The 25,361-nt window shown below is 54.3% G+C and carries 22 protein-coding genes and 1 pseudogene; 17 read left to right on the top strand and 6 right to left on the bottom strand.

Features of this window, described 5'->3' with window-relative positions:
* Positions 1-3: 3 nt before the first annotated feature.
* Together D3F01_RS03705 and D3F01_RS03700 are read right to left on the bottom strand one after the other, a co-directional pair.
* Positions 4-1,575: a response regulator gene (locus D3F01_RS03705; RefSeq protein WP_242885943.1), complete on the bottom strand. Its 1,572-nt coding sequence runs from the start codon at positions 1,573-1,575 to the stop codon at positions 4-6.
* Positions 1,572-3,260, bottom strand: coding sequence for a histidine kinase (locus tag D3F01_RS03700; protein ID WP_242885942.1), 1,689 nt, complete (start codon positions 3,258-3,260; stop codon positions 1,572-1,574). Before D3F01_RS03700 ends, D3F01_RS03705 begins: the two co-directional genes overlap by 4 nt.
* Before the next feature lie 144 nt (positions 3,261-3,404).
* On the opposite strand from D3F01_RS03700, the gene D3F01_RS03695 reads away from it, so the two are divergent.
* On the top strand, positions 3,405-3,800 hold the full coding sequence (locus D3F01_RS03695; protein WP_005931675.1) for a PaaI family thioesterase: 396 nt from the start codon (positions 3,405-3,407) through the stop codon (positions 3,798-3,800).
* Between the two features lie 54 nt (positions 3,801-3,854).
* Here the strand turns inward: D3F01_RS03695 and D3F01_RS03690 are convergent, their stop codons facing one another.
* The gene (locus tag D3F01_RS03690) at positions 3,855-4,895 is read right to left on the bottom strand and encodes a LacI family DNA-binding transcriptional regulator (protein ID WP_242885941.1); all 1,041 of its coding nucleotides are present in this window, start codon (positions 4,893-4,895) and stop codon (positions 3,855-3,857) included.
* 287 nt (positions 4,896-5,182) lie between these two features.
* On the opposite strand from D3F01_RS03690, the gene D3F01_RS03685 reads away from it, so the two are divergent.
* The 7 genes from D3F01_RS03685 (at position 5,183) to D3F01_RS03655 (ending at position 14,109) form a co-directional block, all read left to right on the top strand.
* Positions 5,183-6,553 (top strand): acyclic terpene utilization AtuA family protein, encoded by a 1,371-nt coding sequence (locus D3F01_RS03685; protein WP_005931685.1) that lies wholly within the window; start codon positions 5,183-5,185, stop codon positions 6,551-6,553.
* 1 nt (position 6,554) lies between these two features.
* Entirely contained in the window at positions 6,555-6,884 is a 330-nt protein-coding gene (locus tag D3F01_RS03680; protein ID WP_005931688.1) for a hypothetical protein, read from the top strand.
* Position 6,885: 1 nt separating this feature from the next.
* Positions 6,886-8,100, top strand: coding sequence for a CoA transferase (locus D3F01_RS03675; RefSeq protein WP_179859170.1), 1,215 nt, complete (start codon positions 6,886-6,888; stop codon positions 8,098-8,100).
* A 40-nt stretch (positions 8,101-8,140) separates the two neighbouring features.
* Positions 8,141-9,574: a citrate:proton symporter gene (locus D3F01_RS03670; protein ID WP_242885940.1), complete on the top strand. Its 1,434-nt coding sequence runs from the start codon at positions 8,141-8,143 to the stop codon at positions 9,572-9,574.
* A 206-nt stretch (positions 9,575-9,780) separates the two neighbouring features.
* Positions 9,781-11,259 carry a VWA-like domain-containing protein gene (locus tag D3F01_RS03665; protein ID WP_242885939.1) on the top strand — a complete coding sequence of 493 codons (1,479 nt, stop codon included), beginning with the start codon at positions 9,781-9,783 and terminating at the stop codon, positions 11,257-11,259.
* A complete protein-coding gene (locus D3F01_RS03660) occupies positions 11,250-12,725 on the top strand; it encodes a MoxR family ATPase (protein WP_227613178.1) in 1,476 nt (491 codons plus the stop codon). The genes D3F01_RS03665 and D3F01_RS03660 overlap by 10 nt, the downstream gene beginning before the upstream one ends.
* Position 12,726: 1 nt before the next feature.
* Entirely contained in the window at positions 12,727-14,109 is a 1,383-nt protein-coding gene (locus D3F01_RS03655; RefSeq protein WP_242885937.1) for a leucine-rich repeat domain-containing protein, read from the top strand.
* An 88-nt stretch (positions 14,110-14,197) separates the two neighbouring features.
* Here the strand turns inward: D3F01_RS03655 and D3F01_RS03650 are convergent, their stop codons facing one another.
* The 3 genes from D3F01_RS03650 to D3F01_RS03640 all read right to left on the bottom strand — a co-directional run bounded on the left by D3F01_RS03650 (position 14,198) and on the right by D3F01_RS03640 (position 19,459).
* Entirely contained in the window at positions 14,198-17,215 is a 3,018-nt protein-coding gene (locus D3F01_RS03650) for a glycoside hydrolase family 2 TIM barrel-domain containing protein (RefSeq protein WP_242885935.1), read from the bottom strand.
* Between the two features lie 159 nt (positions 17,216-17,374).
* Positions 17,375-17,644, bottom strand: coding sequence for a transposase (locus D3F01_RS03645; RefSeq protein WP_263286040.1), 270 nt, complete (start codon positions 17,642-17,644; stop codon positions 17,375-17,377).
* A gap of 639 nt (positions 17,645-18,283) precedes the next feature.
* Complete coding sequence (locus D3F01_RS03640) at positions 18,284-19,459, bottom strand: IS110 family transposase (protein ID WP_242885933.1); 1,176 nt, start codon at positions 19,457-19,459, stop codon at positions 18,284-18,286.
* A gap of 414 nt (positions 19,460-19,873) precedes the next feature.
* Between D3F01_RS03640 and D3F01_RS03635 the strand changes: the two genes are divergently transcribed.
* The 9 genes and pseudogenes from D3F01_RS03635 to D3F01_RS03595 all read left to right on the top strand — a co-directional run.
* Positions 19,874-20,077, top strand: a complete 204-nt coding sequence (locus D3F01_RS03635; protein WP_223385014.1) for a hypothetical protein — start codon at positions 19,874-19,876, stop codon at positions 20,075-20,077.
* Positions 20,074-21,003, top strand: coding sequence for a DUF6017 domain-containing protein (locus D3F01_RS03630; protein WP_002304312.1), 930 nt, complete (start codon positions 20,074-20,076; stop codon positions 21,001-21,003). The genes D3F01_RS03635 and D3F01_RS03630 overlap by 4 nt, the downstream gene beginning before the upstream one ends.
* A 6-nt stretch (positions 21,004-21,009) precedes the next feature.
* Positions 21,010-21,837 carry a ParA family protein gene (locus D3F01_RS03625; protein WP_002304313.1) on the top strand — a complete coding sequence of 276 codons (828 nt, stop codon included), beginning with the start codon at positions 21,010-21,012 and terminating at the stop codon, positions 21,835-21,837.
* Positions 21,794-22,720 (top strand): ParB/RepB/Spo0J family partition protein, encoded by a 927-nt coding sequence (locus tag D3F01_RS03620; protein ID WP_002304314.1) that lies wholly within the window; start codon positions 21,794-21,796, stop codon positions 22,718-22,720. The genes D3F01_RS03625 and D3F01_RS03620 overlap by 44 nt, the downstream gene beginning before the upstream one ends.
* Before the next feature lie 8 nt (positions 22,721-22,728).
* Positions 22,729-23,256 carry a hypothetical protein gene (locus D3F01_RS03615; protein ID WP_002304315.1) on the top strand — a complete coding sequence of 176 codons (528 nt, stop codon included), beginning with the start codon at positions 22,729-22,731 and terminating at the stop codon, positions 23,254-23,256.
* Positions 23,257-23,310: 54 nt separating this feature from the next.
* Positions 23,311-23,952, top strand: a complete 642-nt coding sequence (locus D3F01_RS03610) for a DUF3846 domain-containing protein (RefSeq protein WP_002588969.1) — start codon at positions 23,311-23,313, stop codon at positions 23,950-23,952.
* Between the two features lie 10 nt (positions 23,953-23,962).
* Positions 23,963-24,274: a DUF5720 family protein gene (locus tag D3F01_RS03605; RefSeq protein ID WP_002304317.1), complete on the top strand. Its 312-nt coding sequence runs from the start codon at positions 23,963-23,965 to the stop codon at positions 24,272-24,274.
* Positions 24,275-24,310: 36 nt separating this feature from the next.
* Entirely contained in the window at positions 24,311-24,793 is a 483-nt protein-coding gene (locus D3F01_RS03600) for a PcfB family protein (protein WP_002304320.1), read from the top strand.
* A pseudogene (locus tag D3F01_RS03595) lies at positions 24,793-25,326 on the top strand (type IV secretory system conjugative DNA transfer family protein); the annotation flags it as partial. The gene D3F01_RS03600 and the pseudogene D3F01_RS03595, both read left to right, overlap by 1 nt.
* Between the last annotated feature and the right edge of the window lie 35 nt (positions 25,327-25,361).

The raw sequence follows: 25,361 nt of genomic DNA, 5'->3' as shown, positions 1-25,361 counted from the left end.
CTCTCATAATGCTGCGCTGCGCTCCTCCTGTGGGGTCTTGTGATAGAACTTCTTATAAGAAGTGGAGAAATGCCCGAAATTCGTATACCCGACCTTGGCCGCAATCAGGCTGATGGGCAGATTGGTGGTGCAGAGCAGGCTCTGTGCCTCCTGCATTTTCTGCTGAATGATATAATCCTTCAGATTCAAGCCGGTCTCTTTCTTAAAAAGCCGGGCCATGTAATCCGGATTCAGGTGGACAGCCTCGGCCAGTTCTTCCCGGCGCAGCTCGTTTTCCAGATGCTCAGCAATGTAAGCCATAATGATCTCCACGGTACTCTGGCTGCTTTCTTCCGTTTCGTTATCCCAGACCGAGGCCACATAATGGACCAACGCCTTCATATCCGGCACGGTCTTCATGCCGTTGCGGTAAAGTTCCAAGGCTTCCGGCTCCCGGAACATATCGCCCTGCCGTTTCTTTTCCGGAAAAGAGAAGAGCATCTGCATAAAATCCTGATAAAAATACCGCAAAGTCTGGCTGTTCAGCTGGTTGTTGACCGTCAGCTTATCCAGCAGCTGGCAGGCTTCCTGCTCCATTGCCTGCGCACATCCCGTCTGCAGCAGCTTCTGCCATGCACCGATCTGCGGGATACGGAACACTTCCGGCGCTTTTTCCGCTGGGCGACCCAGCAGAACACCGCTTTTCAGGGCCACGTTCTCGCTCCGTTGCTGCAGCAGCTCCTGGTAGATCCCCGGTGCCTGTTCAAAGGACTGCGGCCCCTCCGGATAAAAAGCCGCCTCGCAGTGGATATATTGCGCACACGCACTTTGCAGATAATTCAGCTGCCGGGTGATATAGTCTGCCTCCAGCGGCTCCCCCACCCGGCTTTGCAGCACCAGAACGAGACACTGCTCCGCAGGGATCGCCACCGTCACGCTGAGCACCTGCAGCGGCGTGAACACCTCGCTGCTCATATTCCCCACTGCCGTGCTCAGCAGGCTCAGCTCCCACGGCTCCTCGCCTTGCTTCCAGCGCAGCGGCTGCATCAGGGCAACCCAGCATTCCCGCTCCCGCCGGGGTACAAGGCTCAGTTCTTCAAACGCGGTCAGGCTGCTTCCCGGGGCGTTGCCTAACAGGAAGCCTCGCAGCATAGTCTCCACGATCTCCTTTTTCTGGTCGTCAAAAACAGCTCCCCTGCTCTGCAGCTCCAGCGCCGCCCGTTCCTCTTTTACATTTTCCAGCGCACGGCTCACTGCATCCGCAACCTGTTCATAAGGGGCAGGCTGCATGATATAATCAAAACCGCCCAGCCGCAGTGCCTCCTGCGCATATTTGAACTCAGCGTGGGCTGTCAGGAAGATGCAGCGTGTGGTCATCCCTCGCTGCCGGAGCCAGTCCAACAGATCCAGCCCGCTTTCCATGGGCATTTCAATATCGCAGAGCATGACCTCGGCCTCCTGCCGCAGCAGGCTGGCCTTGGCATCCACAGCGTTCAGAGCCGTATCCACCACAGTAAATCCCATTGCTGCCCAGTTGGTGCAGTGCAAAAGTCCCTGTACCACGGTGCTTTGATCATCTACGATCAGCAGTTTCATGCTGTTTCTCCTTCCTTCTTCTGTAAGACGGGATCTATCGGCAGGAACAGCTCCACCCTGGCACCGCCGCCCCGGCGGTTATTGGTAAAGGCGATGGCTGCCTTTTCCCCATAGAGCAGCTGCAGCCGCCGTACCACATTGAACAGCCCGACGTGCTGTCCATTCTCCTCCTGCGGGGCTGCACAGTTCAGCTGCTTCAGATCCCCTGCCGTAAAGCCTGTGCCATTGTCCGCCACCGAAAGATCAGCCATGCAGCCCTCTTCCGTTTCGAGGAGCTTTGCAGTGATCGTGATCTTCAGCGTTTTGCCGATCATCTTGCCGTGCTTGACGCTGTTCTCCACCAGCGTCAGCAGTGAGACCGGCGGCAAGGGCAATTCGCTGAGTTCCGGGTCGATCTCGCATACTACCTCCACGGGATCGTTCTGCCCCACGCTGGAAAGTTCCGCGTAATTGCAGCACTGCTCGATCTCAGTGTGCAGAGGCGTTGTGGTCGCTGTAAAGGAGAGGATATAGCGCAGATACCGACTCAGCAGCAGGATCAGCTGCTGGGCATCCTCGCGGCTGCCGGTCTGCACCATGGCATAGACACTTTTCAGGCAGTTGAGCACAAAGTGGGGCCGGATCTGCAGCTTAAGGGCGGTCATCTCGTTGCGGCGGGCTTCCAGCTCCTTTTCGTAACCGTCGATCTTCAGCTGGGTGATCTGGTCGATCATCCGGTTGAAGGTCTCGTTCACCTGCGTAAACTCAGCGTTGCGATAATCCACACTGGAGCGCACCGAAAGTTCACCACGGCCGATCCTGTCCATCGTGCTCACCAACGCCGTCATAGGGGCAAAGATCTCGTGCTTCATATAAAACAGGAGAAACGGGATCGCCAGCAGAACAAAAACAGCGCCCATCACCAGCAGGATCTGATACGGCGCAAAGTCCACTCCGAAATGCTGGTAGGGAACCAGATACAATACCGTCAGCGCTTTGACCTGTTTGCGCACCACCAGTCGGCTGTCCCTGCCCACCTTTGTCAGGCAATACCCCTCACTGTTCCATTCCATCTTTGTGGGCAGAAGGTTGGCATCCCCTACCAACACATTGCCGCTGTCGTTCATCACAATGACCCGGCCGTCCAGCCCATAGTCTTCCACCAGTTCTTCAAACACCAGCCGCAGATCCACCGCAGCGGTCAGGCTGGCTTTCTGGTAGAAAACACTGCGCAGCAGATAAAGCCGCTGGCCGATGGTGCGCAGATACCATCCCTTTGTCATCATTTTATTGGTCTGGCCCGGCTGGCCGAGATACGCTTCCAGATTCAGTTTCTGCTTGAGCTGCTGGGCAGCTGCACCGTAGCGCCCCACATACAGGTTGCCTGAGCCGCTGCGCAGCACCACTCCCATCAGGGTATCATTGGCAGCCAATACCGCCGGAAACCCCTGTGCGATCTCATAGGCATCCAGGTAGGCGCGGGTGCGATCGGTCTGTTCGCTCAGGCTGCGAAAGGTCGCATCGTTCAACGACAGATTGAGCAGGTAGTTTTCCACCGAATCCAGCTGATTCTCAAAATTTGTGGTAAACATATCAAGGCCGCCGGATGCCGCAGCCGCCAGCCGATTGCGGTTATAAAGCCCTGAGAAAAAGAGCAGCAGCCCCAGCAGAATCCCAATGGGAATGGCGATTCCCAGAAAGATCATTACAAGCTGCCTGCGTAATGATGGCCGTTCCATTTATTTTCAAACCTCCTGCTGCTTGCATCCTGCGGAAAATGCGATTATAATAAAAACCGTCCAACTCATTTCGTACAACGTTGTACCACAATCAAAAAGAAGAGGCTCCTTATGCAGGAACAGAACATTGCACAAATGCTTGAAAATCCATTCATGCAGTACAATCACATCGAGATCGTATCGGTAACGTCGGACAGCGCCGTCATGTCGCTGGACATCCGGCGGGACACCACCAACATCTACGGTTATGTGCACGGCGGCGCATTTTTCACCATGGCGGACTGCTGTGCCGGGCTGACTGCCCGCTCTGACGGGCGGCAGTATGTCACCCAGAATGCTTCGGTCAACTTCATCCACAACGTCAAAGCCGGTCACCTGACAGCCCGCGGCCGGACAGTCAGCCGCCGTCGGCACATCTGTGTGGTGGCTGTGGAGATCACAGACGAGACCGACACCCTGTTATTTTCCAGCACCTTTTCCATGTACTGTATCAGCGCCGAGGGCTGACTGCTCTTTCTTCCCCGCACTGCGCACGTTTTGCGTGCCGGTGCGGGGCTTTTTTTATTGTGCAGCGTATTCTGTCAGCGGCCCGCAGCTCTCCCTGGGAACATACTCGATCGGCAGCAGCCGACTTTCCGCCGTGGCGATCCGGCCGTCCAGCTGCCCCAGCACCAACTGGATACACTCCCGCGCCATATCCTCCATGGGCAGATAGACTACGCTCAGGCTCGGGATCGAAAACGCATCCATTTCCTCCGGGCCGTTGCCTACAGCAATCAGCCGGGGCAGCTTTTCACCGATATATCCAGCCTCACAAAAAGCCCGCAGCGCACCGTGCGCAATGGCCGAGGAACCGCAGAATACTGCGTCCGGCAGCTGCTGCTTCCACTCATGCCGCAGCCGATGCGAAACTGCTTCGTAACCGCCTCGTATACTATTTTCACAATACCGGTTGGCCAGGATCGTCAACCCGTGTTGCTCCCCTTCCAGCCGGAACCCATGCATTCGATTTTCCATCCCCTCAAAGACCGGGCTGCTCGTCAGAACTGCCGCCGTCCTGCATCCCTGATCGGCAAAAGCCCGCGCCGCCAGAGCACCCATCTTCAGATCATCCACATTGACGCTGCAATACCCATTGCAAACACGGTTGTACAGCACCACCGGGATCGGCAGCTGCGTGTCCTCCAAAAACTGCAGGTCCGCATAGGACGCATTGCAGATGATGGCCGCATGGCAGTTTGCGCCACTGGTCAGTGCCTCGCTTTCCTTCAGGTGGTCGTTGACATACGGATAGATGACCAGCCGCACCGGACGTGCCGTTTTTTCGATCTCGGCCCGCAGACCATCCCAGAAGCGGAGCATCATGCTGGCCCGGAAATCCTGTGCCCAGAACATGGCCACCACCAGCTCATTGGCACCGCTGCCGCCCCGCAGACTCCGGGCAGCCATATTGGGCTGGTAGCCAAGCCGTGCCGCCGCCGCAAAAATTTTTTCCTGCGTGGCCGTGCTGATCTTCCGCTCTGCCGCCTTGCCGCCCAAAACAATGCTGACCGTACTGGACGAGATCCCGACCTCCTGCGCGATCTGCTTGATCGTAACCATGCTCTTCCCCACCTTTTTCTGATATCAGGTTTATTGTACCCGTTTCCCCGTATCTTGACAAGCCAAAAAAGCCTCTCCAATCTCAAACCAGCCGTTTTTGTGCACTCTGTATATTTTTCTTTTTTCTTTTTGGCCGTTTCAACAAAGTTGAATTTCTTTTCCTCCAAACTTCGTTTTTTTCTTGACATTAGTAAATCGTTGTACTACACTCAGTACGACGATTGAGTCAAACGTTATACTTATGTTTGACGCTGATATCACCTTTTCATTTATAAGGAGGCTATCGAATGAAGAAAGTTGCAATCGGCGGTGGCCAGGGCTTCTGGGGCGACAGCCCGGACGCGGCCATCCACATGATCCGCAATGCCGATATCCAGTATATGGGCTGTGATTATCTGGCAGAGCTGACCCTTTCCATCATGGCAAAGCAGCAGCTCAAGGACCCCACCAAGGGCTTTGCGCCCGACTTCACCACCCGCATCCTGAAGGAGGCCGGCAAGGAAGCCTGGGACAAGCACATCAAAATCTGCACCAACGCAGGCGGCATGAACATCAATGGCTGCGTGGACGGCATCCGCCAGTGGGCAGAAGGCAACAGCATGAGCGGCTATAAGATCGGTTATGTGACCGGCGATAACATCAAGGATAAGATCCCGCAGCTGCTGAAGGATGGCTGGACCTTCCCCAACTTCGACTACGACGGCAATTTCAACGATATTCTGGACAAGATCTACAACTGCAATGTCTACATCGGCCATGAGGGCATTGAGGGATGCCTGGCAGAGGGTGCCGATGTGGTCATCACCGGCCGTGCGGCTGACAGCGCCCTGTTCCTGGCTCCGCTGAAGTACGAGTTTGGCTGGGCTGCTGACGATTGGGACAATCTGGCCCGCGGCATCATGGCAGGCCATCTGCTGGAGTGCGGCGGTCAGGGTGCCGGCGGCAACTATATGTACGACTGGCGCAATGTCCCCCGCATGGACGAGCTGGGCTTCCCCATCGCAGAGCTGACCGATGATACCTTTGAGATCACCAAGGCTCCCGACTGCGGCGGTATCATCTGCGAACAGAGCTGCAAGGAGCAGTTCCTGTACGAGGTCCACGATCCTGCCAACTACCTGACCCCGGATGTCAACGTGGATATCAGCCATGCTACCATCACCCAGGTGGGTGACAACCGTGTCCGCATCGGCGGTGTCAAGGGCAAGCCCCGCCCCGACACGCTCAAGCTCTGCGTGGGTTACCACAAGGGCTGGAAGACTGTTTCCATGCTGAGCTTTGCATGGCCTGATGCCTACGAAAAGGCTCAGTACTGCGCCGAGGTCATCATGAAGAAGATGCAGCGCCGCGGTATGAAGGCCGACGACATCCACATCAGCTACATCGGCCTGAACAGCCTGCATCTGGGCGTGGCCGATATGAGCGAAGAGGCACTGAAGAACCTGAACGAGTGCGTGCTGCGCATTGCTGTGTTCAGCGAGGACAAGAGCGAGTGCGCCAAGATTATTCCCGAGATCAGCCCCCTGCAGCTGAACGGCCCTCCGGGTGCCTCCTTCTTCGGCGGCCGTGCCCGCGTGCAGGAAGTGATGGCACTGTGGCCCACCACCGTGCCCCGCGATGCCGTACAGGTCGAAAGTCACATTCTGGAGGTGAAGTAAGATGGCAGAGATCTATCTGAACGATATTGCTCACGGCCGCTCCGGCGACAAGGGCGATACCAGCAATGTCTGTGTGTATGCACGCAAACCGGAATACTATAAGATCATTGAGCGCGAGGTGACCCCCGAAAAACTCAAAGCCTACTTTGGCGACATGGTCAAGGGCGAGATCACCCGCTACGACGTGCCCAGCCTGAACGGCTTCAACTTTGTTATGAAGCACGCTCTGGGCGGCGGTGCCACCATGAGCCTGCGTCTGGACAGCCTGGGCAAATCCATGGGCAGTGCCGTGATGCGCATGAAGATCCACGTTGAGGATGGAGAGCTGTAACATGAGTGAACATATGGCATTGGAGAACCTGACGGTTCTCGACCTGACCCGTGTGCTTGCCGGCCCCTTCTGCACCATGATGCTGGCTGACATGGGCGCAAACGTCATCAAGATCGAGGTCCCCAAAGGCGGTGACGACACCCGCAGCTATCCCCCTTTCCGTGCCAAAAATCTGAACGGTGAGCGGGAAAGCGTCTATTTTGCCAATATCAACCGCAACAAAAAGGGAATCACCCTGAACCTGAAGGCCCCTGAGGGCAAGGAGATCTTCAAGGAGCTTGTCAAAAAAGCGGATATCGTGGTGGAAAACTACCGTCCCGGCGTGATGGACAAGCTGGGGCTGGGCTATGATGTCCTGAAGGAGATCAATCCCCGCATCATCTATGCGGCGGTCTCTGGCTTTGGCTGCTACGGTCCCTACCACCTGCGCCCGGGCTATGATATTCTGGCTCAGGCCATGGGCGGTATGATGTCCATCACCGGTTCCAAGGGCGGAGAGCCCACCCGTGCCGGTTCGGCGCTGGGTGATATTCTGGGCGGACTTCATGTAACCATTGGCATCCTTGCCGCAGTCAACGCCCGCACCATTACCGGCAAAGGGCAGCGGGTGGACGTGAGTCTGATGGACAGCATGATCGCTGCCACTGAGAACACTGCCCTGAAGTACATCGAGACCGGCAACATCCCGGCCCCCATGGGCAACCGTTATGCCGCTGTTTCCCCCTACGACAGCTTCACCTGCAAGGGCGGCAAGGTCATCATTGCTGCCGGAAACCAGAAGCTGTACGAGAAGCTCTGCAATGAGGTGCTGGAACGCCCGGACATGATCACCGATCCCCGGTTCGTGGATATGCCGGGCCGTCTGGCCAATCAGGATGCCATTGCCGAGGTCATTGAGGAGCGGATCAAGGATCTGACCCCCAACGAGGCCGCCGAGCTGGTACTGGCCCACGGCATCCCTGCAGGCCCCATTATGAACATCAAGGAGATCCTGGACGATCCCCATGTCAAGGAGCGCGAGATGTTCGTGGAAATGGATCACCCCACCCTGGGCAAGGTCACCGTGAACGGCTGTGCCATCAAACTGATGGATACCAAGCCCTCTGTGCGCACTCCCGCTCCCCAACTGGGGCAGAACAACCGGGACATCTTTGAGGGTGTTCTGGGCATGACCGAAGAGCAGTTCAACACGCTGCACGAGAAGCAGGTGTTCTGATCTCTGACCACCTTTACACACATTATCGAGGAGAAATCACATGCTGGCAGTATTAGGGTTCGTCACCATTCTGCTGGTGCTGGCACTGATCATGAGCAAGAAGGTCTCTACCCTTGTAGCTCTGATCTTTGTTCCCGCCATCACCGGCTTCATCGCAGCATTCATCAACGCCCCCAATGTCATCATCCAAGCCGCACAGGCTGCTGCCGAAAAGGCCGGAACTGCTTATGTTGAGCCGGTCATCACGTTCGGCACCCGCTTTACCAAGGCACTTTCCATCCTCAGCGCAGATTATATGGGCAAGGGCCTGAGCAGCATCGTTGCCACAGGTGTCATGTTCATCTTTGCCATCCTGTTTTTCAGTACCTGCTCGGATGCCGGTGTCTTTGATCCTATCATCAACCGCATCCTGAAGTTTACCGGCGAAGACCCCGTCAAGGTCTGTATCGATACCTTCCTCATCGGCTGCATCTGCCATCTGGATGGCTCCGGTGCCACCACCTTCCTGATTGCCATCCCCGCCTGTATGCCCCTGTTCCAGAAGCTGAAAATGAACCTTTGGGTAGAGGCTACCATCGTGGCGCTGGCCGCCGGTATCATGAATGTTATGCCCTGGGGCGGCCCCACAGTCCGTGCAGCAGCAGCCATGTCCGGCCTGGGCTATGAAGTCACCGGCAGCGAGCTGTGGGTGGGCATCATGCCTGCCTGGATCGCAGGCTTGGTGACCTGTCTGCTCGTCGCGGCTTTCCTGGGCAAAAAGGAAGCCAAGCGCATTGCTGCAGGCATCCCCGCGCAGGAGGTCACCGGTCTGACCGAAGCAAAGACCACCAACACCTCCAACGAACTGGCCCGCTCCGGCTGGCGCTGGTACTTCAATGTGGCACTGATCCTGGTCATCCTGTACATCCTCGTTACCAACCGCCTCAGCCCGGCTGTCACCTTTATGATCGGCTACTGCGTCCTGCTCATCGTCAACTACCCCAGTGTGGATCTGCAGCACAAGATCATCAACAGTCACGCACAGGCCGCATTCCTGATGGTCTCCATCGTCTTTGCCGCAGGCGCATTCACCGGTGTGGTCAAAAATTCCGGTATGCTGGCTTCCATGACCGACGCTCTGGTCTCCATCATCCCCACCAGCATGGGCACCTTCATTGCTCCCATCGTCGGCCTGTTCAGCGTCCCGCTGAGCCTGCTGTTTGACCCGGACTCCTACTACTACGGTGTTATGCCGGTCATCGCCAACGCTGTTTCCGCTATGGGCGGCAACGCACTGGCTGTGGCAAAGGCTTCCATCATGGGCCAGATGACGCTGGGCTTCCCTCTCAGTCCCCTGACGGGTGCCACCTTCCTGCTGCTGGGCCTTTCCGGCCAGGATCTGGGCGACCATCAGAAGCACACCCTCCCCTACGCATGGGCTGCATCTGCCATTATGGTCGCTGTGGGCTGCGTAGCCTGTGGGCTGCTGTTCTGAGGTCTCACCAAAAGAAACACCTTCCTCCTTTTTCACCCATTCCTTCATTCTGATTCCGAAACGTCTGCCGGGCGGAGTACCCGCAGCACGCCACGGAATGCGTGCAAACCAGCAGACTTCCACCCGGTGCTCCGGGTGGTGTCGGCTGGTTTTGCCGTTTTTGAAGGATACCACCCTGCCCTTGGGGCAGAAAGGAGTTTTCTCTTATGCCCGAGCCCATCCAGACTCCTGTTCCTGCGGCGGACGAACTGGCCGCACAGGTACTGCTGCTGGCACAGAGTCGGTTGACTGCCGACTTGCGTTTTTTATCCTCCGCCTTGGAACAGCTGAAGCCGATTCCCGTCCCTGCGCTGGACACCCTGTTTGCCGGGGATGGCCACCGCTTGTACTATTGCCCCGAAACGCTGCTCCGCACATTCCGGGCACAGCAGTCTGTGCCCACACGCGCCCTGCTGCATGTCACCCTGCACTTTCTTCTGGGGCATCCCTTTCAACGGCAGGAAATGGATCACCGCCTATGGAACCTTGCCTGCGACATTGCCGCAGAGGAAGTCATCCGGGAACTGGAGATTCCCTCCTGCGCCCTGCCGGATGATGCTGCACAGGACAGCTGGCGCAGCCGCCTGCGGGATGCCTGCCCTCACCTGACGGCAGAAGCCATCTATAATTTTCTGCTGGAACGGCAGTACCCCGCCGATGTTCTGGCGGAATTGACCCAGCTTTTTTCCCGGGACAACCATGCACTCTGGTATGCTGCGCCACGGCCCGGCTCTCGTCCGGCTCCCAATGGACAGCTGCTGCCCGCCGGGGAGGATGAGGATATCACCAACGAGACCGAACTGCGCAAAGCCGACACCCGGGACGAAACGCTGCAGCAGATGCAGCAGCGGCAGAAGGAAGCCCTGCGCAGACAATGGAAGCAGCTGGCCCGCCAGGCCAAGACTGATCTGGAGACCTTCAGCCGCCGTCACGGCAAGCGTGCCGGAGCATTGATGGATGGGTTAGAGCCTGTGACCTTTGAGGAATGCGACTATACCGACTTTCTTCGCCGGTTCGGGGCACAAAACGAGGTGCTGCAGCTTTCCGAGGACGAATTTGACCTCATCTATTACACTTACGGTCTGCGCACCTACGGCAACGTTCCCCTGGTCGAGCCGCTGGAATACCGGGACGACAAGCGCATCCGGGAATTTGTGATTGCCATCGACACCTCCGGCAGTGTTCAGGGCGATATCGTTCAGAGCTTTTTGCAGCGCACCTGCGACGTTCTGCGGCAGAGCGGTTCCTTCACCGAGCGGGTAGAGATCTATCTCATCCAATGCGATGCCGAGGTGCAGAGCGTGGAGCGGCTGACCAGTCTGGACCAGCTGCATGAGCTGATTCCCCGGCTGAAGCTCCGGGGCTTCGGCGGTACCGACTTCCGGCCGGTGTTCGCCTATGTAGACAGGCTGCTGGAAGAGAAAAAGCTGACGAACCTCAACGGCCTGCTCTATTTTACCGACGGCGTGGGCACCTACCCGGAAAAATCCCCTGCCTACAAGACTGCCTTCATCTTTAACCGTGACGACCACATCAGCCCCCACGTTCCCAGCTGGGCCATCCGGGCTGTACTTACCACTGACAACATCCGCCTGCTTGAACCGCAGAAGACCCGAACCGAGGAGGACACCGAATCATGGATATAGCAAGTGCAAAGCAACAGATCAAAAATACCGTACAGATCTACCTACAGAAGGACGCTCTGGGCCGCTACCGACTTCCGCTGGTGCACCAGCGGCCCATCTTCCTGCTGGGTGCGCCAGGTCTGGGCAAGACTGCCATTATGCAGCAGGTCGCTGATGAGATGGGGCTTGGCCTTGTGAGCTATTCCATGACCCACCACACCCGCCAGAGCGCACTGGGTCTGCCTGTGATCGTAGAAAAGGAATACGGCGGCAAGCACTATCAGGTCAGCGAATACACCATGAGCGAGATCATCGCCAGCGTCTACGACTGTATGCGCACCACCGGCAAAACGCAGGGCATCCTATTTCTGGACGAGATCAACTGCGTCTCCGAGACCCTCTCCCCTGCCATGCTGCTGTTCCTGCAATACAAAGTCTTTGGTGGGCATCAGATCCCCGAGGGCTGGGTGGTGGTCACCGCCGGCAACCCGCCCCGCTTCAACAAAAGCGTCCGGGAGTTCGACGCTGCCACCCGTGACCGCCTGAAGGTGATCGAAGTTGAGCCAAGTTATGAAGCATGGAAGGCCTACGCACTGGAACACGGTGTCAGCCGCAGCGTCATCAGCTATCTGGATATCCGTCCCGAAGATTTTTACAAGGTCGAGACCACTGTGGACGGGCTGACCGTGGTAACGCCCCGTGCCTGGGAGGACCTTTCCGAGATCCTGCAGTATCACGAGGAACTGGGCCTTGCAGTCAGCGAGGAGCTGACCACTCAGTATCTGCAAAACAAGCAGGTCGCCCGGGATTTTGCCATCTACTACGAACTCTATCAGAAATATCGTCAGGCCTACAATATTGATGCCATCCTGCAGGGTGTGTGGGATGAGGATGTCCTCACGCAGGCACGCAGCGCCAAGATGGACGAGCGGATGAGCCTTGTCAGCCTGCTGCTGGAAGCCGTGTTCCTGCAGATGGAACGCTGTACCCTGCGCCACGATGCGCTGCGCCTTATCGTGGCCGCCCTCAAAGCCCAGCGCGGGACGCTGGATGTTCCCGGCGATGCCCTGACCGCCCTCGCCGGGCTGGAGGACAGCTGGCGCGCCGAAGCCAACAAAGCCCCCTCTGCCCGGCAGAAGGTCTATCTCGATCTGCTGTCGTTGACTGCCCAATGGCACGGAGAGCTTTCCGGCTCCACCCCTTTTTCCGCCCTCAAGGCCTGCTATCAGCGCTCGGTCGCCGACCTGCAGGCTGAGGTCGCTGAAACGCAGAAGAAGCTTGGCGATCTGCTCCGTTTTTTACAGGAAGCCTTCGGTAAGGGGACGGAGCTGAGCATGGCGGTAAACGATCTGACCGTAGCTCCCATAGCCACCGCATTTCTGGGGCAGTTTCTCAGCACCGATTACTTTGCAGCTAGCCGGGATCTGCTGCTGCACCGGCAATCGGAGCAGCTGCTGCACCAGATCGATCTGACAGGACTGGTGTAAAATGGAACTGCTGCAATTTGAAATAACCAACGCCGGAACGCTGGGTAGCCGCTGGACACCCCCCGCCCCGGAAACAAAAAAGGCCTCCTCCCTGCCCGGAGCCGCGCTGGCAGCTCTCTTGCAGGAGGAGGACGACGAGGATGATTGGGGCGGCGATGCTCCCGACATGAGCGCAGAGTTTGCACGGCTCGGCCATCTGAACGAAGAGGCCGACACCGATGCCCTGCCCCTGACAGCCGATTTTGCCCCTCTGCCGGATGGCTCTTTGGCGCTGGTGCGCTGGCCCCGGCTGGCACGGCCTGCTGTGGTACCCGACACTGTAGAAGGCCGCACTGTCACCACCATTGCCGCTACCGCCTTTGCTGCCAGCCATCTGGATGAGGGCTGCTTTGCGCAGTTCGGGCAATCGCCTATCAGTTTCAGCATATTTTGTATGCGGATGGGCCGCGCAGTCACCACCGAAACGCTGGACGAAGGCGGGCCGACTTCCGTCACACTGCCGGACAGCATCACTCACATTGGTCCCTACGCGTTCTATCACTGCACAAATCTGACTTCCATCACCCTGCCGGATGCCATTTCCGCCCTGCCTGCCGGTGTATTCGGTGACTGCAGCCGCCTTACCAGCGTCCATCTGCCGGAGCAGCTGCAGGCTCTGGGCTATCTGCCCCGCCCCACGGATCAGGTCATGCCGGATGTGGGCATGTTTGCCGGGTGTCATGCCCTGAAACAGCTGACGCTGCCTCCACAGCTTAAAATGCTGGGCGCTCACAGCTTCAACAGTTCCGGTCTGACGAGCCTGACCGCCCGGGATGCTGGGTGTGAAAATTGGAGCCGTACTGTCACTGTGGCTGTGTCTGCATTTGACCACACTGCCGCACTGCTCTGGCTGGAAAAGGCCGATGTTTCCGGCCATGTGGTGGCGCGGCTGGGTCTACCCGTGGCCCGGGATAAAATTCTGGCAGGCGATGCCAAATTCGGTACCATCCTGCGGGTACCGGTGCTGTTCTTCACCCAGCCAATGCCCTACTTTGACCAACTGGCCCGGGACGCGTTCCGGCTGGATTTTTCAGCCCGCATGGCCCTGGCCCGTCTGGAAGCCTCTGCAGGGCTTTCCCCCGCCGACCGCCAGTGGTATTGTGCAGTTCTGGTGCAGTATTTCGACCGGGCTCCACAGTTCATGCCCTGCCCGGCTCAACAGGCTTACGCAGAGCTGTTCCGCTTCCTCTGCCGCACAGACCTGCTCACCGCATCTGATGTCAGCACTCTGCTTCGGATGGCCGGAGCACTCGCCCTTCCCGCCGAACTCATCAGCGAGATGATGGAGGTGCGCACCCGTCGGTTTGAAACAGTCACCGGCTTTGAGGATCTGGAGTTGGATTGATCAGGACAACAGACCAAAACAGCGCCAACGAAAAAAGAAAGACCAGAGTGGAGACGTTGATAAGCGCCTCCACTCTGGTCTTTATAAATTATCCATTCTGCTTTTGGATGGAGAACGAGAACGTCATGCCCTTTTCCACCGCAAAGCAGGCATCCGCATGGGGCTTTGCGCCCCAGCTGTTGTCGCCGCCAACGCCGCGCTGGAAGGCAGCACAGCGGACGACAGTCTTGTTGTCATCCCGGGGCAACTCATAGAGATGGCGGGCGTTTTCCAGCTCATGGGGCGTATAGGGCAGCGCCGAGAAGGTCATGCCGTCCCCTGCAAAGCCAATGCCCGGAATGGTTCCGGTCAGGTCTGCGCGGTACACATGGGTGCGGCTGCCGCATTCCTGCGGGTAGACCGGGCTGTTCTGGGCAAAGTCCTGCCGGACGTTGTAGCTCCATGCGCCCATTTTGCCCCCGGCAGTGCGGTCGGCAGTGGTCTCCCGGGGGCCAAGACCCAGATAGGAGACTTCTGTCAGTTCCCGGCGCAGCGGGAAGAGCATCCCGAACTCCGGCAGCTCCGTCTTTTCACCCTGCCATGTCATCGTAATGTCGCAGCGGCCTACGCCGTCAATGGCAAAATCAATGGGCAGCGTCTGCCCGCCCGGCAGGGTGTAGACGGCACGAACTGTGACAAATTCTCCCTTTGTTTCGGCGGTCAGGGCATCGCACCGGGCATAAAGGCCCGCAGTTTTCCAGACGGAAAACTCGAAGGGTTCGGCGCAGCCCTCGTCGTTGTTGGTGGGGGTCCGCCAGAAGTTGGGGCGCACGGTATCGTCCAGCAGCTGCACGCCGTTATAGCGGATGGACACAAGCCCCTTGCCGCGGCCAAAGATATACTCGAAACCCTCGCCCTTTACGCCGATGTTGTAATCCATTGCTACCAGCTGCGGAGCGGGCAAGGTGAGCCGTGCTTCGGCGTGGTTGTGCCATACCTGCCTAAAAGCGGCTTCATAGCCCGCCGGGATGCCGGGCAGCACAGCCCGCTGCACAGCGGTAACGGTCATGCAGGCAAACCCTGCTTCCGGCAGCGCGAACGGGAACGCGATGTGCACGGTTTTACCGGGTGCACAGTCTGCCCGGAGCAGCGCGCGACGCTCCGGCTTGCCGTTGACCGTGGAGGCAAACACAAGGTCGTAGGCGGTCAGGTCGGTAAAGAGGTTCCGGTTTTCAACGATTGCCTTCGTGTCGGTCAGGGTGATTTTCAAGGGGGCGTATGCCGCCTTCACCGCATCCATCTTGGGGGTGTTGCGGCGGTCGGGCAGCACTAGACCGTCCACGCAGAATTCCCGGTCGGTGGGGCGGTCGCCAAAGTCGCCGCCGTAGGCAAAGCCGGGCTTGCCATCCGGGTCAGTCACCGCGATGCCGTGGTCCATGTACTCCCAGATAAACCCGCCCTGATACAGCGGCTCTTCATAGGCGTACTCGGTGTAATCGGTGATGCCGCCGCAGCTGTTGCCCATGGCGTGGCTGTACTCGCACATGATAAAGGGCTTTTCCGGGTGATCTGCCAGAAACGCTTTGATGTCCGCCACCGGGGTGTACATCTGGCTTTCCATGTCGGAGGTGGCGGGATATTCCCGGTTCCAGAAAATGCCCTCATAGTGCACAAGGCGGCTGGGGTCGGCATGGCGGAAGTATTCGCTCATCTCCCACAGGGTCTTGCCGCCGTGGCTCTCGTTGCCGCAAGACCAGACGAGGATTGCAGGATGGTTTTTGTCCCGCTCCAGCATGGCTTCGGCACGGGCAAGCACATTCTCCCGCCACTCCGGGCGGGCACCGGGCAGGGTCCACTCGTCCGAACCATCTGCGCCCAGCTTCTGCCATGTGCCATGGCTTTCCAGATTCGTCTCCCCGATGACATACAGTCCGTATTCATCGCAGAGCTGCAAAAAATAAGGGTCGTTAGGGTAGTGGCTGGTGCGCACGGCGTTGACGTTGTGGGCTTTCAGGTTTTTCACGTCCCACAGCATCTCTTCCCGGCTAACGGTGCGGCCGGTGCGGCAGCTCCACTCGTGGCGGTTGACGCCCTTGAACACGATGCGCTTGCCGTTCAAAAGCATCTGGCGGTCCTTCAGTTCAAATTTGCGCAGACCGACTTTCAGACTGGTGCGCTCTGCCAAATCACCCTCGCGCAGCAGGGCAATTTCTGCCTCGTACAGGTTCGGCTGCTCGGCGCTCCACAGAGCGGGATGCTCCACCGTAAAGGTGAAGGAGACATCCTGCACGTCCTCTTCCACGTCCGGGTCAGCCTCGCCCTTGCCGAACACCACGCCGCTGTCGTACTCGGCAGGCTCGCCCACCTCAGCAGACTGCTGCTGCCCGTCAAACACCACCGAGATGGTGCCCGCGCCGCTGACCCTGCAATCAAAGGTGACAGTAGCGCTGGAAAAGTCCGGGGCAAACTCCTGCTTCACAAAGGCATCTTCCAGATGCAGTTCAGGCTTCGTAAACAGCTCCACCGAGCGGAATAAGCCGCTCATGCGCCAGAAATCCTGATCTTCCAGCCAACTGCCGGAGGAGAAGCGGTACACCTGCACGGTCAGGGTATTTTCGCCGGGGTGGACGGCGGCGGTCATATCAAATTCAGCGGGGGTGAAGGTATCCTCGGAGTAGCCGATGTAAACGTCATTGCACCAGACGGCAGCGGCGCTGTCCGCACCGTTCAGCCGCAGGTAACAGCTGGCCCAGCTTTCCGGCAGGGTAAAGCTGCGCTGATACTCCCCGATGGGGTTATAATCCTGCGGAATCTCGCCGGGGTGCAGCTTTTCGTGGCCGTCCCACGGGTACTGGGTGTTGACGTAATGGGGCGTGCCGTAAGGCTGGCCGGGCTTTTGCAGGCTCTGCATCTGGATGAAGCCCGGCACGGTCAGGGTATCCCAGTCCGTAAAGGGCGCGGTCAGGTTTTCCGCGTAGCGGAAGTTCCACTCGCCGTCCAAGCTGACAGTCAAGGGCATTTCCGGGCTTGTCTGGTCCGCAAAATGGGCATGGAAAGGCAGGCGGTTCTGCTGAAAAATTTCTGGGTCGGCCAGAAGCGCCGGGGTAATGGGATCGTTCAAAGGCATATATGTCACCTCGCAGCATTTTCTGCTTTTATTATAACACAGGATATCATAACCCCGCGTGAAAACGCGGGGTTTGCAGAACGGCCCCATAGGGGCCATAATACCAGCCGCGCCTAAAGGCGCACAATGAGCGATGTCAACCGCACACTGACATCGCTTTTACTTTCTCATACTATCTGCAGGCACTTCTGGCGAATCGTCGTCATCGAAGTCAGCTACATTCTTGAATGGATCTTCGTATTCCTTGAAGCTCAACTGGTCGCACATCTGATCGTTGAACTCTTGTTCCTGAATGTATTTGCGGATCTTGGTTTCATTTCCACCTACTGTATTTACGTAATATCCTTTCGCCCAGAACACTCTCCTTCCGTATTTGTATTTTAGGTTTGCAATTCCAGCTCGTATGTGATAAACTTTTCTCGTCCATATGGATGAACCTCCTTTTGCTTTAGTATGCGGTTGGCGTTACCCGCTTCTAATTATAGCAAAAGGAGGTTCTTTTTCTACCGTTTCAACGCTACGGCTCTATTCTTCCACAAGCATAGCTTGTGGTTTTCTATATGAACGAAAACAGCCCAAAATCTTTCGATTCTAGGCTGCCTCTTTATGCCGGTGGTGGGGGTCGAACCCACACGTGTTATTAGCACAAGGGATTTTGAGTTTTCGTCACCGTCGCTCATCTGGTGTCATCCAGTGCTATCTAATGATACTCCGTTCCCTGCTCAAATTTCGATTTTCACACATCTTCGTTCAATAAAACATCAAATCTTCGATTTTTCGTTACGTTTTCCCTCTGCTCCAATTTTTTGATTTGGAACGTCAAAAAGAAAATTGGAGACTAACTATTAAAAGTCAAGCCCCAAAATGAAAAAATCCGTCAACGATTCGCTGCCCCTGACAAACAGCCTTCAAATGCTGAAATCAGAGCAGCGAGGGCGACGGAGAGAATAGCAAAGCAAGCCCGGCCAACCCTCGCAGAAACAGAATAGCATTTGAATGCTTCGGTTTGTCAAGGGTTCGCTGCGCCAGCTAAGTTGTTCTTGGATTTGGCTCAGGCTCTGGAGAAAATCAGGCAGCTGTAAGATATGCTTTTCCAGACTTCTGCAAAGCGTAGATCAGCCGCACGAGTTTCTTTGTGGCATGAGACAGGGCAACATTATAGTGCTTACCTTCAGCACGTTTTTTGGCAAGGTATTTGGCAAAGACAGGATTCCAATGACAAACGTACTTGGTTGCGTTGTAAAGGGCATATCGCAAATAACGTGAACCACGCTTTTCCATATGAGCGTAACAGTTTGTAAGTTTTCCTGACTGGTATGTAGATGGAGAGCAGCCAGCGTAAGCAAGGATTTTGTCAGGAGATTCAAAGTTGGAGAAATCACCGATTTCAGCAAGGATCATGGCTGCTGACTGGATACCGACACCGGGAATAGAAAGAATCGGTGGATGCAATTCATCCATGATTTGCTGAATCGAATCTTCAATTTCGTCGATCTCGGAGGTGAGTTCCTTAATGAGTTTAATGGTATGCTTCAGTTCCAGAGATTTAGCAGGCATAACTGAACCAATGGAAGTTTTGGCTGCATCTCGAATCTGGATAGCTTTGTCTTTTCCGTAACGCCCCTTAGATGCTGTTGTAAGAAGGTTTGTCAGCTTGGTAAGATGAACTTCTGAAACCTGCTTCGCACCGGGATATTCGCTGATGAGCGAGTAAACCGAAGCAATATGGAGAGAGGGAACGAGCTTCTCCAGTTCTGGAAACAGAATCGTGACCAGTCTGGACACTGACTGCTTCAGCTTGGCTCTTTCACGAACCTTATCGAATCGGTATCTTGTTAGTGACTTTAACTCTTCGTTGTGGTATGCTGTATCCGTGTAGGACTTGAGGTCTACATCGGACAATAGCATAGTTGCAATCGTTCTTGCATCCACACGATCGGTTTTGGTTTTGCGAAGGCTGAGACTTTTTCGGTACAGGTTGGTGTGCAAAGGATTCATGACATAGACGGCCAGGTCATTGTCAAGAAGAAATCCAAGAATGTTGTAGCTGTAATGTCCGGTAGCCTCAAGTCCTACTTTTATTTTGTCTGACTTTTTGATACAGTTTCGAATCGTTTGAAGCAGCTGCTTAAATCCATCCATGTTGTTGGGGATGGTAAAGCAGTCAGCACGAACCATTCCGTCTGAATCAAGAATACAGCAGTCATGCTTATCCTTGGCAACATCAATTCCAACACAAACCATTTTGATACCTCCGGCGTATTTATTTCGATGCTGTTCAGGACCACAGACTTCTTTGCTCTTGTAACCTCGTTCTAAATAAACCGTCTGGCGGTATCTAACTGATTAACATTTCAACAAAGAAGCTGTGGTTGGAGCCTCCAATAAACCGTCTTTACGGTAGGGATTTTTCACCAATCCACAGCACCCTGGAACTATTGTAGCATTCCGCTGGAGAGCGGTCTATAAATACTACTCTTTTATGATACGAGGTGTTTTATTTGAGCAAGCCTGTTTATACCGCAGACAAGCCGAGCGACTGTCATTACTGCTACTTCTGGACGAATGGCAGAAAGGGCTGCCGTCTGGGTAGAAATAATTGCTACTACTTAATCTCTTTGCCGCCGAAACCCAAGTCGGAATGTGATGGCTGTCCCTATGGGCGAGATCACCCGTGCATTGGTTGGTGTACGAAGAAGGTTATGCGTGAAGTGGGGCTTCGTTGATATGGATGTGTATGAACAGGAATACCGCTTCTACTATTTTGCCCGATGTCCTTACGAAAAGACGGATACGACTTTCCGCAGCATTCCGCTGACAACAGAAAGTTTTCCGCAGAAAGAAGGTGGTGAAGCCGTGTGAGTTTTGATTATTTTTACGGTCAGCAATCCGATCTATTCACATTCTATCGAGTTCCGAAGGTGTTGTTCACGAACGAGAGGTTCTGGAATATTTCTGCCGATGCCAAGATGCTGTATGGCATTTTGCTTGACCGCATGAGCCTGTCTGCCAAGAATGGTTGGATAGATAAAAACGGTAGAGTGTATATCATTTTTACAATCGACGAAGCGAAGATGGCTCTGAACTGTGCTGAACAAAAGGCTATCAAGCTGCTCAGTGAACTTGAGAAGAAAGCAGGATTGATTGAACGTAAGCGCCAGGGTTTGGGAAAGCCCAACCTGATCTATGTGAAGAACTTTATCTCTGCTGTGGATTCACAACTCTTGAATTGTGAAAATCACAATTCTGGAACAATGGAAATCACAACTCAAGAACTTCCGAAATCACAATGTAATAATACTGATATTAAAAATACTGAATTTAGTGATACTGATTCTATCTTTCCTTCCGGAAATGGTGGAATGATGGACGAGAATGACCGGTATCAAGAATACTTTGATTATTTCTCGGATCAGCTCAGTATGGATTTGTTGAAGAAGGATTACCCTTACGATTCCGAAATGCTGGATAACATTCTGGAGTTGATCGTTGAAACAGTTTGCACGAAGCGACCGTTGATTCGCATTGGTGCAGAGGAGCGTCCGGCAGAAATTGTCCGCAGTCGGTTTATGAAACTGAATGCCGAACACATTCGATATGTTATGGACTGCTTCAAGGAGAACACCACAAAGATTAGAAATATCCGTCAGTATATGCTGACTACGATATACAATGCGCCGACGACAATAGACACCTACTACGATGCTCTTGTTCGGCACGATATGTCACACGGATATTTGGAAGGAGGATTTAAGAAATTGAAAATGAAGCGAGAGGAAGGAGAGTGACGATAAATGTCGAAAAAAGCAACCATCATTGCGGTGGTCAATCAGAAAGGAGGCACTGGAAAGACCACCACCACCGAGAATCTGGGCGTTGGCTTGGCTCTTGAAGGAAAAAAGGTGCTTCTGGTAGACACCGATCCCCAGGCTTCCCTGACGGTCAGTTTGGGCAATCCCTGCCCGGATGATCTGTCTCCGACACTTTCCGATCTGATGGGAAAGATTATGATGGAAAACCCTATTACTCCCGATGAAGGGATTCTTCATCATCCGGAGGGCGTTGATTTGGTGCCGTCCAACATCGAACTCTCAGGTATGGAGGTAGCACTGGTCAATGCCATGAGCCGGGAAACCATTCTCCGGCAATACCTGGATACAGTCAAACAGAATTATGATTACATTCTTCTTGACTGTATGCCGTCTTTGGGTATGCTGACCGTCAATGCGTTGGCAGCTGCCGACAATGTGCTGATACCGGTTCAGGCAGCATACCTTCCTGCAAAGGGTCTGGAACAGCTGCTTGGAACCATCAACAAGGTCAAGAGGCAAATCAACCCGAAACTGAGGATTGAAGGGATTCTTCTGACGATGGTGGACAGCCGCACCAACTACTCCAAAGACATCAGCAATCTGATTCGGGAGAGCTACGGCGGAAAGCTGAAGGTTTACAAGACCGACATTCCCCGCTCTGTCCGTGCAGAGGAAATCAGCGCAGAGGGAACCAGTATCTTCAAGCATGATCCCAAAGGCAAAGTTGCCGAAGCCTATAAAATTCTGACGAAGGAGGTGTTAAACAATGCAGAAAAAAGGCGCAAACATCAGCTTGAAGGGGTACGATGATATTTTCTCCACCGATCAATCCAGAGCTGAAGCCCAGCAGGAGCGTGTGCAGGAAATTCCGCTTTCTGAGCTACACCCCTTTGAGGGACACCCCTTCCGTGTGGTTGATGATGAAGAAATGATGAAAACGGCAGAGAGCGTCCGAGATTTCGGAGTTCTCACTCCTGCGATTGTCCGTCCTGACCCCGACGGTGGTTATGAAATCGTTTCTGGTCACAGGCGGCACCGGGCATCGGAGCTTGCGGGTAAGGAAACCATGCCTGCGATTGTTCGTGACCTGGACGATGATGCAGCCATTATTTTGATGGTTGATGCGAATTTGCAGAGGGAGAGTATCCTGCCGAGTGAAAGAGCATTTGCTTATAAGATGAAGCTGGATGCGATTAAACATCAAGGTCAACGCACCGATTTAACTTCATCCCAAGTTGGGATGAAGTTGCAGGCAATGGATATAGTCGGTCAGGAGGCAGGAGAAAGCAGAAATCAGGTACACCGTTATATCCGTCTGACCGAACTGATTCCGGAACTGCTGGATATGGTAGATACGGGTCAGATCAAATTCAATCCTGCGGTGGAGCTTTCCTATCTGGCAAGTGAAGAACAGAAGGATTTTCTTTCTGCAATGGATTATGCTCAAGCAGCTCCTTCCCTTTCGCAAGCACAGCGAATTAAAAAGCTCGCACAGGAGGGCGAGTGTACGCTGGATGCGATGTGCGAGATTATGAATGAAATCAAGAAGGGAGAGCTGGACAGAGTAACCTTCAAAACGGATTCGTTGCGAAAATACTTCCCGAAGTCCTATACCAACAAGCAGATGGAGGATAAAATCATTCAGCTTTTGGAGCAATGGCAGAAAAAAAGAGAAAAATCAATGGAAAGGTAAGGTAAAAAATGTTTACACCCAAAAACATTCAGGGCGCTTTGGAAGAACTCTACGACCTTTGCGATCCTGATTATATGGTAGATATGCTCGTAAACTACAGTGAGGAGTTCGATGATATTTCTCCTGCGCTTCTGGCAAAGTCGTTTCAGAAAAATGCCGAGATGATTAGCGAGTATCGAGTATTGTCCTCTGCTGGTGAGGGTATCGACTATCAGGGAAAGGTACTTCTGAACAGCAGAGCCGTGCGGCTTCTGTCCTATGTAGAAGATATGAGCGGCGATGAAAAAGTTCGCACGATTCAGAGCAAGGAGCTGTGGTTAGCAGAAGATATGACATTCTATGTGGTGTCCTGTATGTCTACGATCACGATGGACAAGGAAGAAGCCATTTGTCTTAACGAACACCGCAGCGTGGTTACTACGGTGGAATGCGAGGACGATATTTTCTTCGACATGGGTTCCCTGATTTGCGAACTGGACGATATTTGCTTGTTCGAGCTTTTAGCCGATGTGGATGCGACTATTTATGAACTGTAACAGGTTCATGGATGGTCGCTTTTCTTATTTCCAAAGAAACGGAGGTATCGAAACTTGAAAGAATACGATGTGAAGATCACCGAAACCTTGGAGAAAACGGTTACGGTGCAAGCAGAATCTCACGATGCGGCAGAGGAACAGGTTAGAGCCGCTTATTACAATTCGGAGTACATTCTGGACTCCGAAAACTTTACCGGTGTTGCGTTCGGCACGACCGAGGAACGGGAGGTTCAGAAAGAACAGGCAGATACCATGAATGTGTTGCTGGTAAAGCCGTTCATGTATCCGCAGGCTGTGCAGATCGGCTGTGAGCTGGAGGATTTGCAGAAAGCCGTAGGTGGCGATATTGAGGCAACTTATCCGTTCAATGAGCCGGTTGCACTGGTGATGCACGACGAAGGTAAACTCGTAGGCAAAGAACTGAACCGTGCGCTGCGTGATGATGACGGCGATATTTATGACATTATCGCCGGTGATTTTCTGGTTGTGGGATTGGGCGAGGATGATTTTTGTTCTCTGTCCCCGGAACTGATGAAGCAGTTTGAGGAACACTTTCATCAGCCTGAGACTTTTGTACGCATGGGGCGCAGCATTATGGCGCTTCCCCTGCCGGATGACATGGTGAAGAAAGAAGATGCACCTGTCAAAGCTGATTCGGTTCCCCACAAAAGTAACCCTGACCGAGATGTTCTGTAAGGAGGTTCTTATGCAAAGAAATTCGACGATTGGAGAGCTGATGGAGCGAAAGCGGATTCAGGATGGTGCCAAGGAGTACCAGGGACATACCTATATGGACTTGGCACGATTTGATGACGCCACCAAGCACATGATTATTTTCGATGTGCTGACCGATGAATCGCCTGTCGGTTGGAAAGGCGAAAGAAATCGCCTGTATTTGAGCGATGTGGGTTATCAGAAGGCTCTGGATAACCAGAAAGCTGGCAATATCAAGATTATCAGCCATGCCGCAGTTGCCAAGGGCAATCTGTATTACGACCACAGAGATATGGCACGATAATCTGTTCACTCTACTGCTTGCAGGAGGTGATGAATCATGCAGGAAGAAGTTGAAAACAGAACAGTAAACCTGGCGATCAGCACAACCAAGCTGACGGGGCGCACTATCATTGCCGGTATCCGCAAGTATTTGCAGCACCGGGAAAAAGTGAAGATGAAAAAGGCACGAGACCCTGCCGTTCATGGAAAGCAATCCGTGAAACAGCTTTTGGGACAGAATCAGGGTGCTACGAATGTTGAGATCGACAAAGAGAGTATCCGTGATTTTGAAAAGCTCGCCAAGAAGTATGGCGTGGACTTTGCCGTAAGAAAAGATAAGTCCGTTGATCCTCCCCGGTTTCTTGTTTTTGTCCGTTCTAAAGATGCAGATGCTTTGGATGCAATCTGCAAGGAACATCAGGCAAGGGCATTAACCAAGAATGAAAAGCCGAGCGTTCTGGCGCAGCTGAAGAAGTTCAAGGAAATTGTCGCAGCGATTCCGAAGAAGGTTCGAGAGAAGAAACAGGAGCGTGATCTGTGATGGATAAGAGAAAAATGAAAAAGCTCCTGATTCTGAATTTACCGTATTTTCTGGTAGGGTTGTTCGCTACGAATTTAGGAGAAGCATGGAGATTGGCTGAGGGGGCAGATTCATCTGCGAAAATCCTCAGCTTTTTTCATGCCCTTCCGATAGCCCTGAACAATCCGTTTCCCAGCTTTCACCCGTTGGATTTGCTGATTGGTATTCTCTGCGGCGCAGGACTTCGGCTGGCTGTCTATCTAAAAGGCAAAAACGCAAAGAAGTACCGACACAATGTTGAGTACGGTTCTGCTCGTTGGGGAACGGCAAAAGATATTGAGCCGTTTATTGCACCAAAGTTCGAGGACAATGTGATCCTGACGAAAACGGAGCGGCTGATGATGAGCAATCGCCCGAAGAATCCTGCCAATGCCCGAAATAAGAATGTTCTGATTATCGGCGGTTCGGGTTCCGGTAAAACTCGCTTTTGGTTGAAGCCAAACCTTCTCCAGATGCACAGTTCCTATGTGGTCACTGACCCGAAAGGGTCACTATAATAAGGATAGAAAGGTCGTGAAAATACAAAACA

The organism is Faecalibacterium sp. BCRC 81149, assembly GCF_022750605.1.
Lineage (GTDB): Bacteria > Bacillota > Clostridia > Oscillospirales > Ruminococcaceae > Faecalibacterium > Faecalibacterium duncaniae.
Note: the sequence above shows the minus strand (reverse complement) of the source record. Positions and strands in the feature narration are given on the sequence as shown.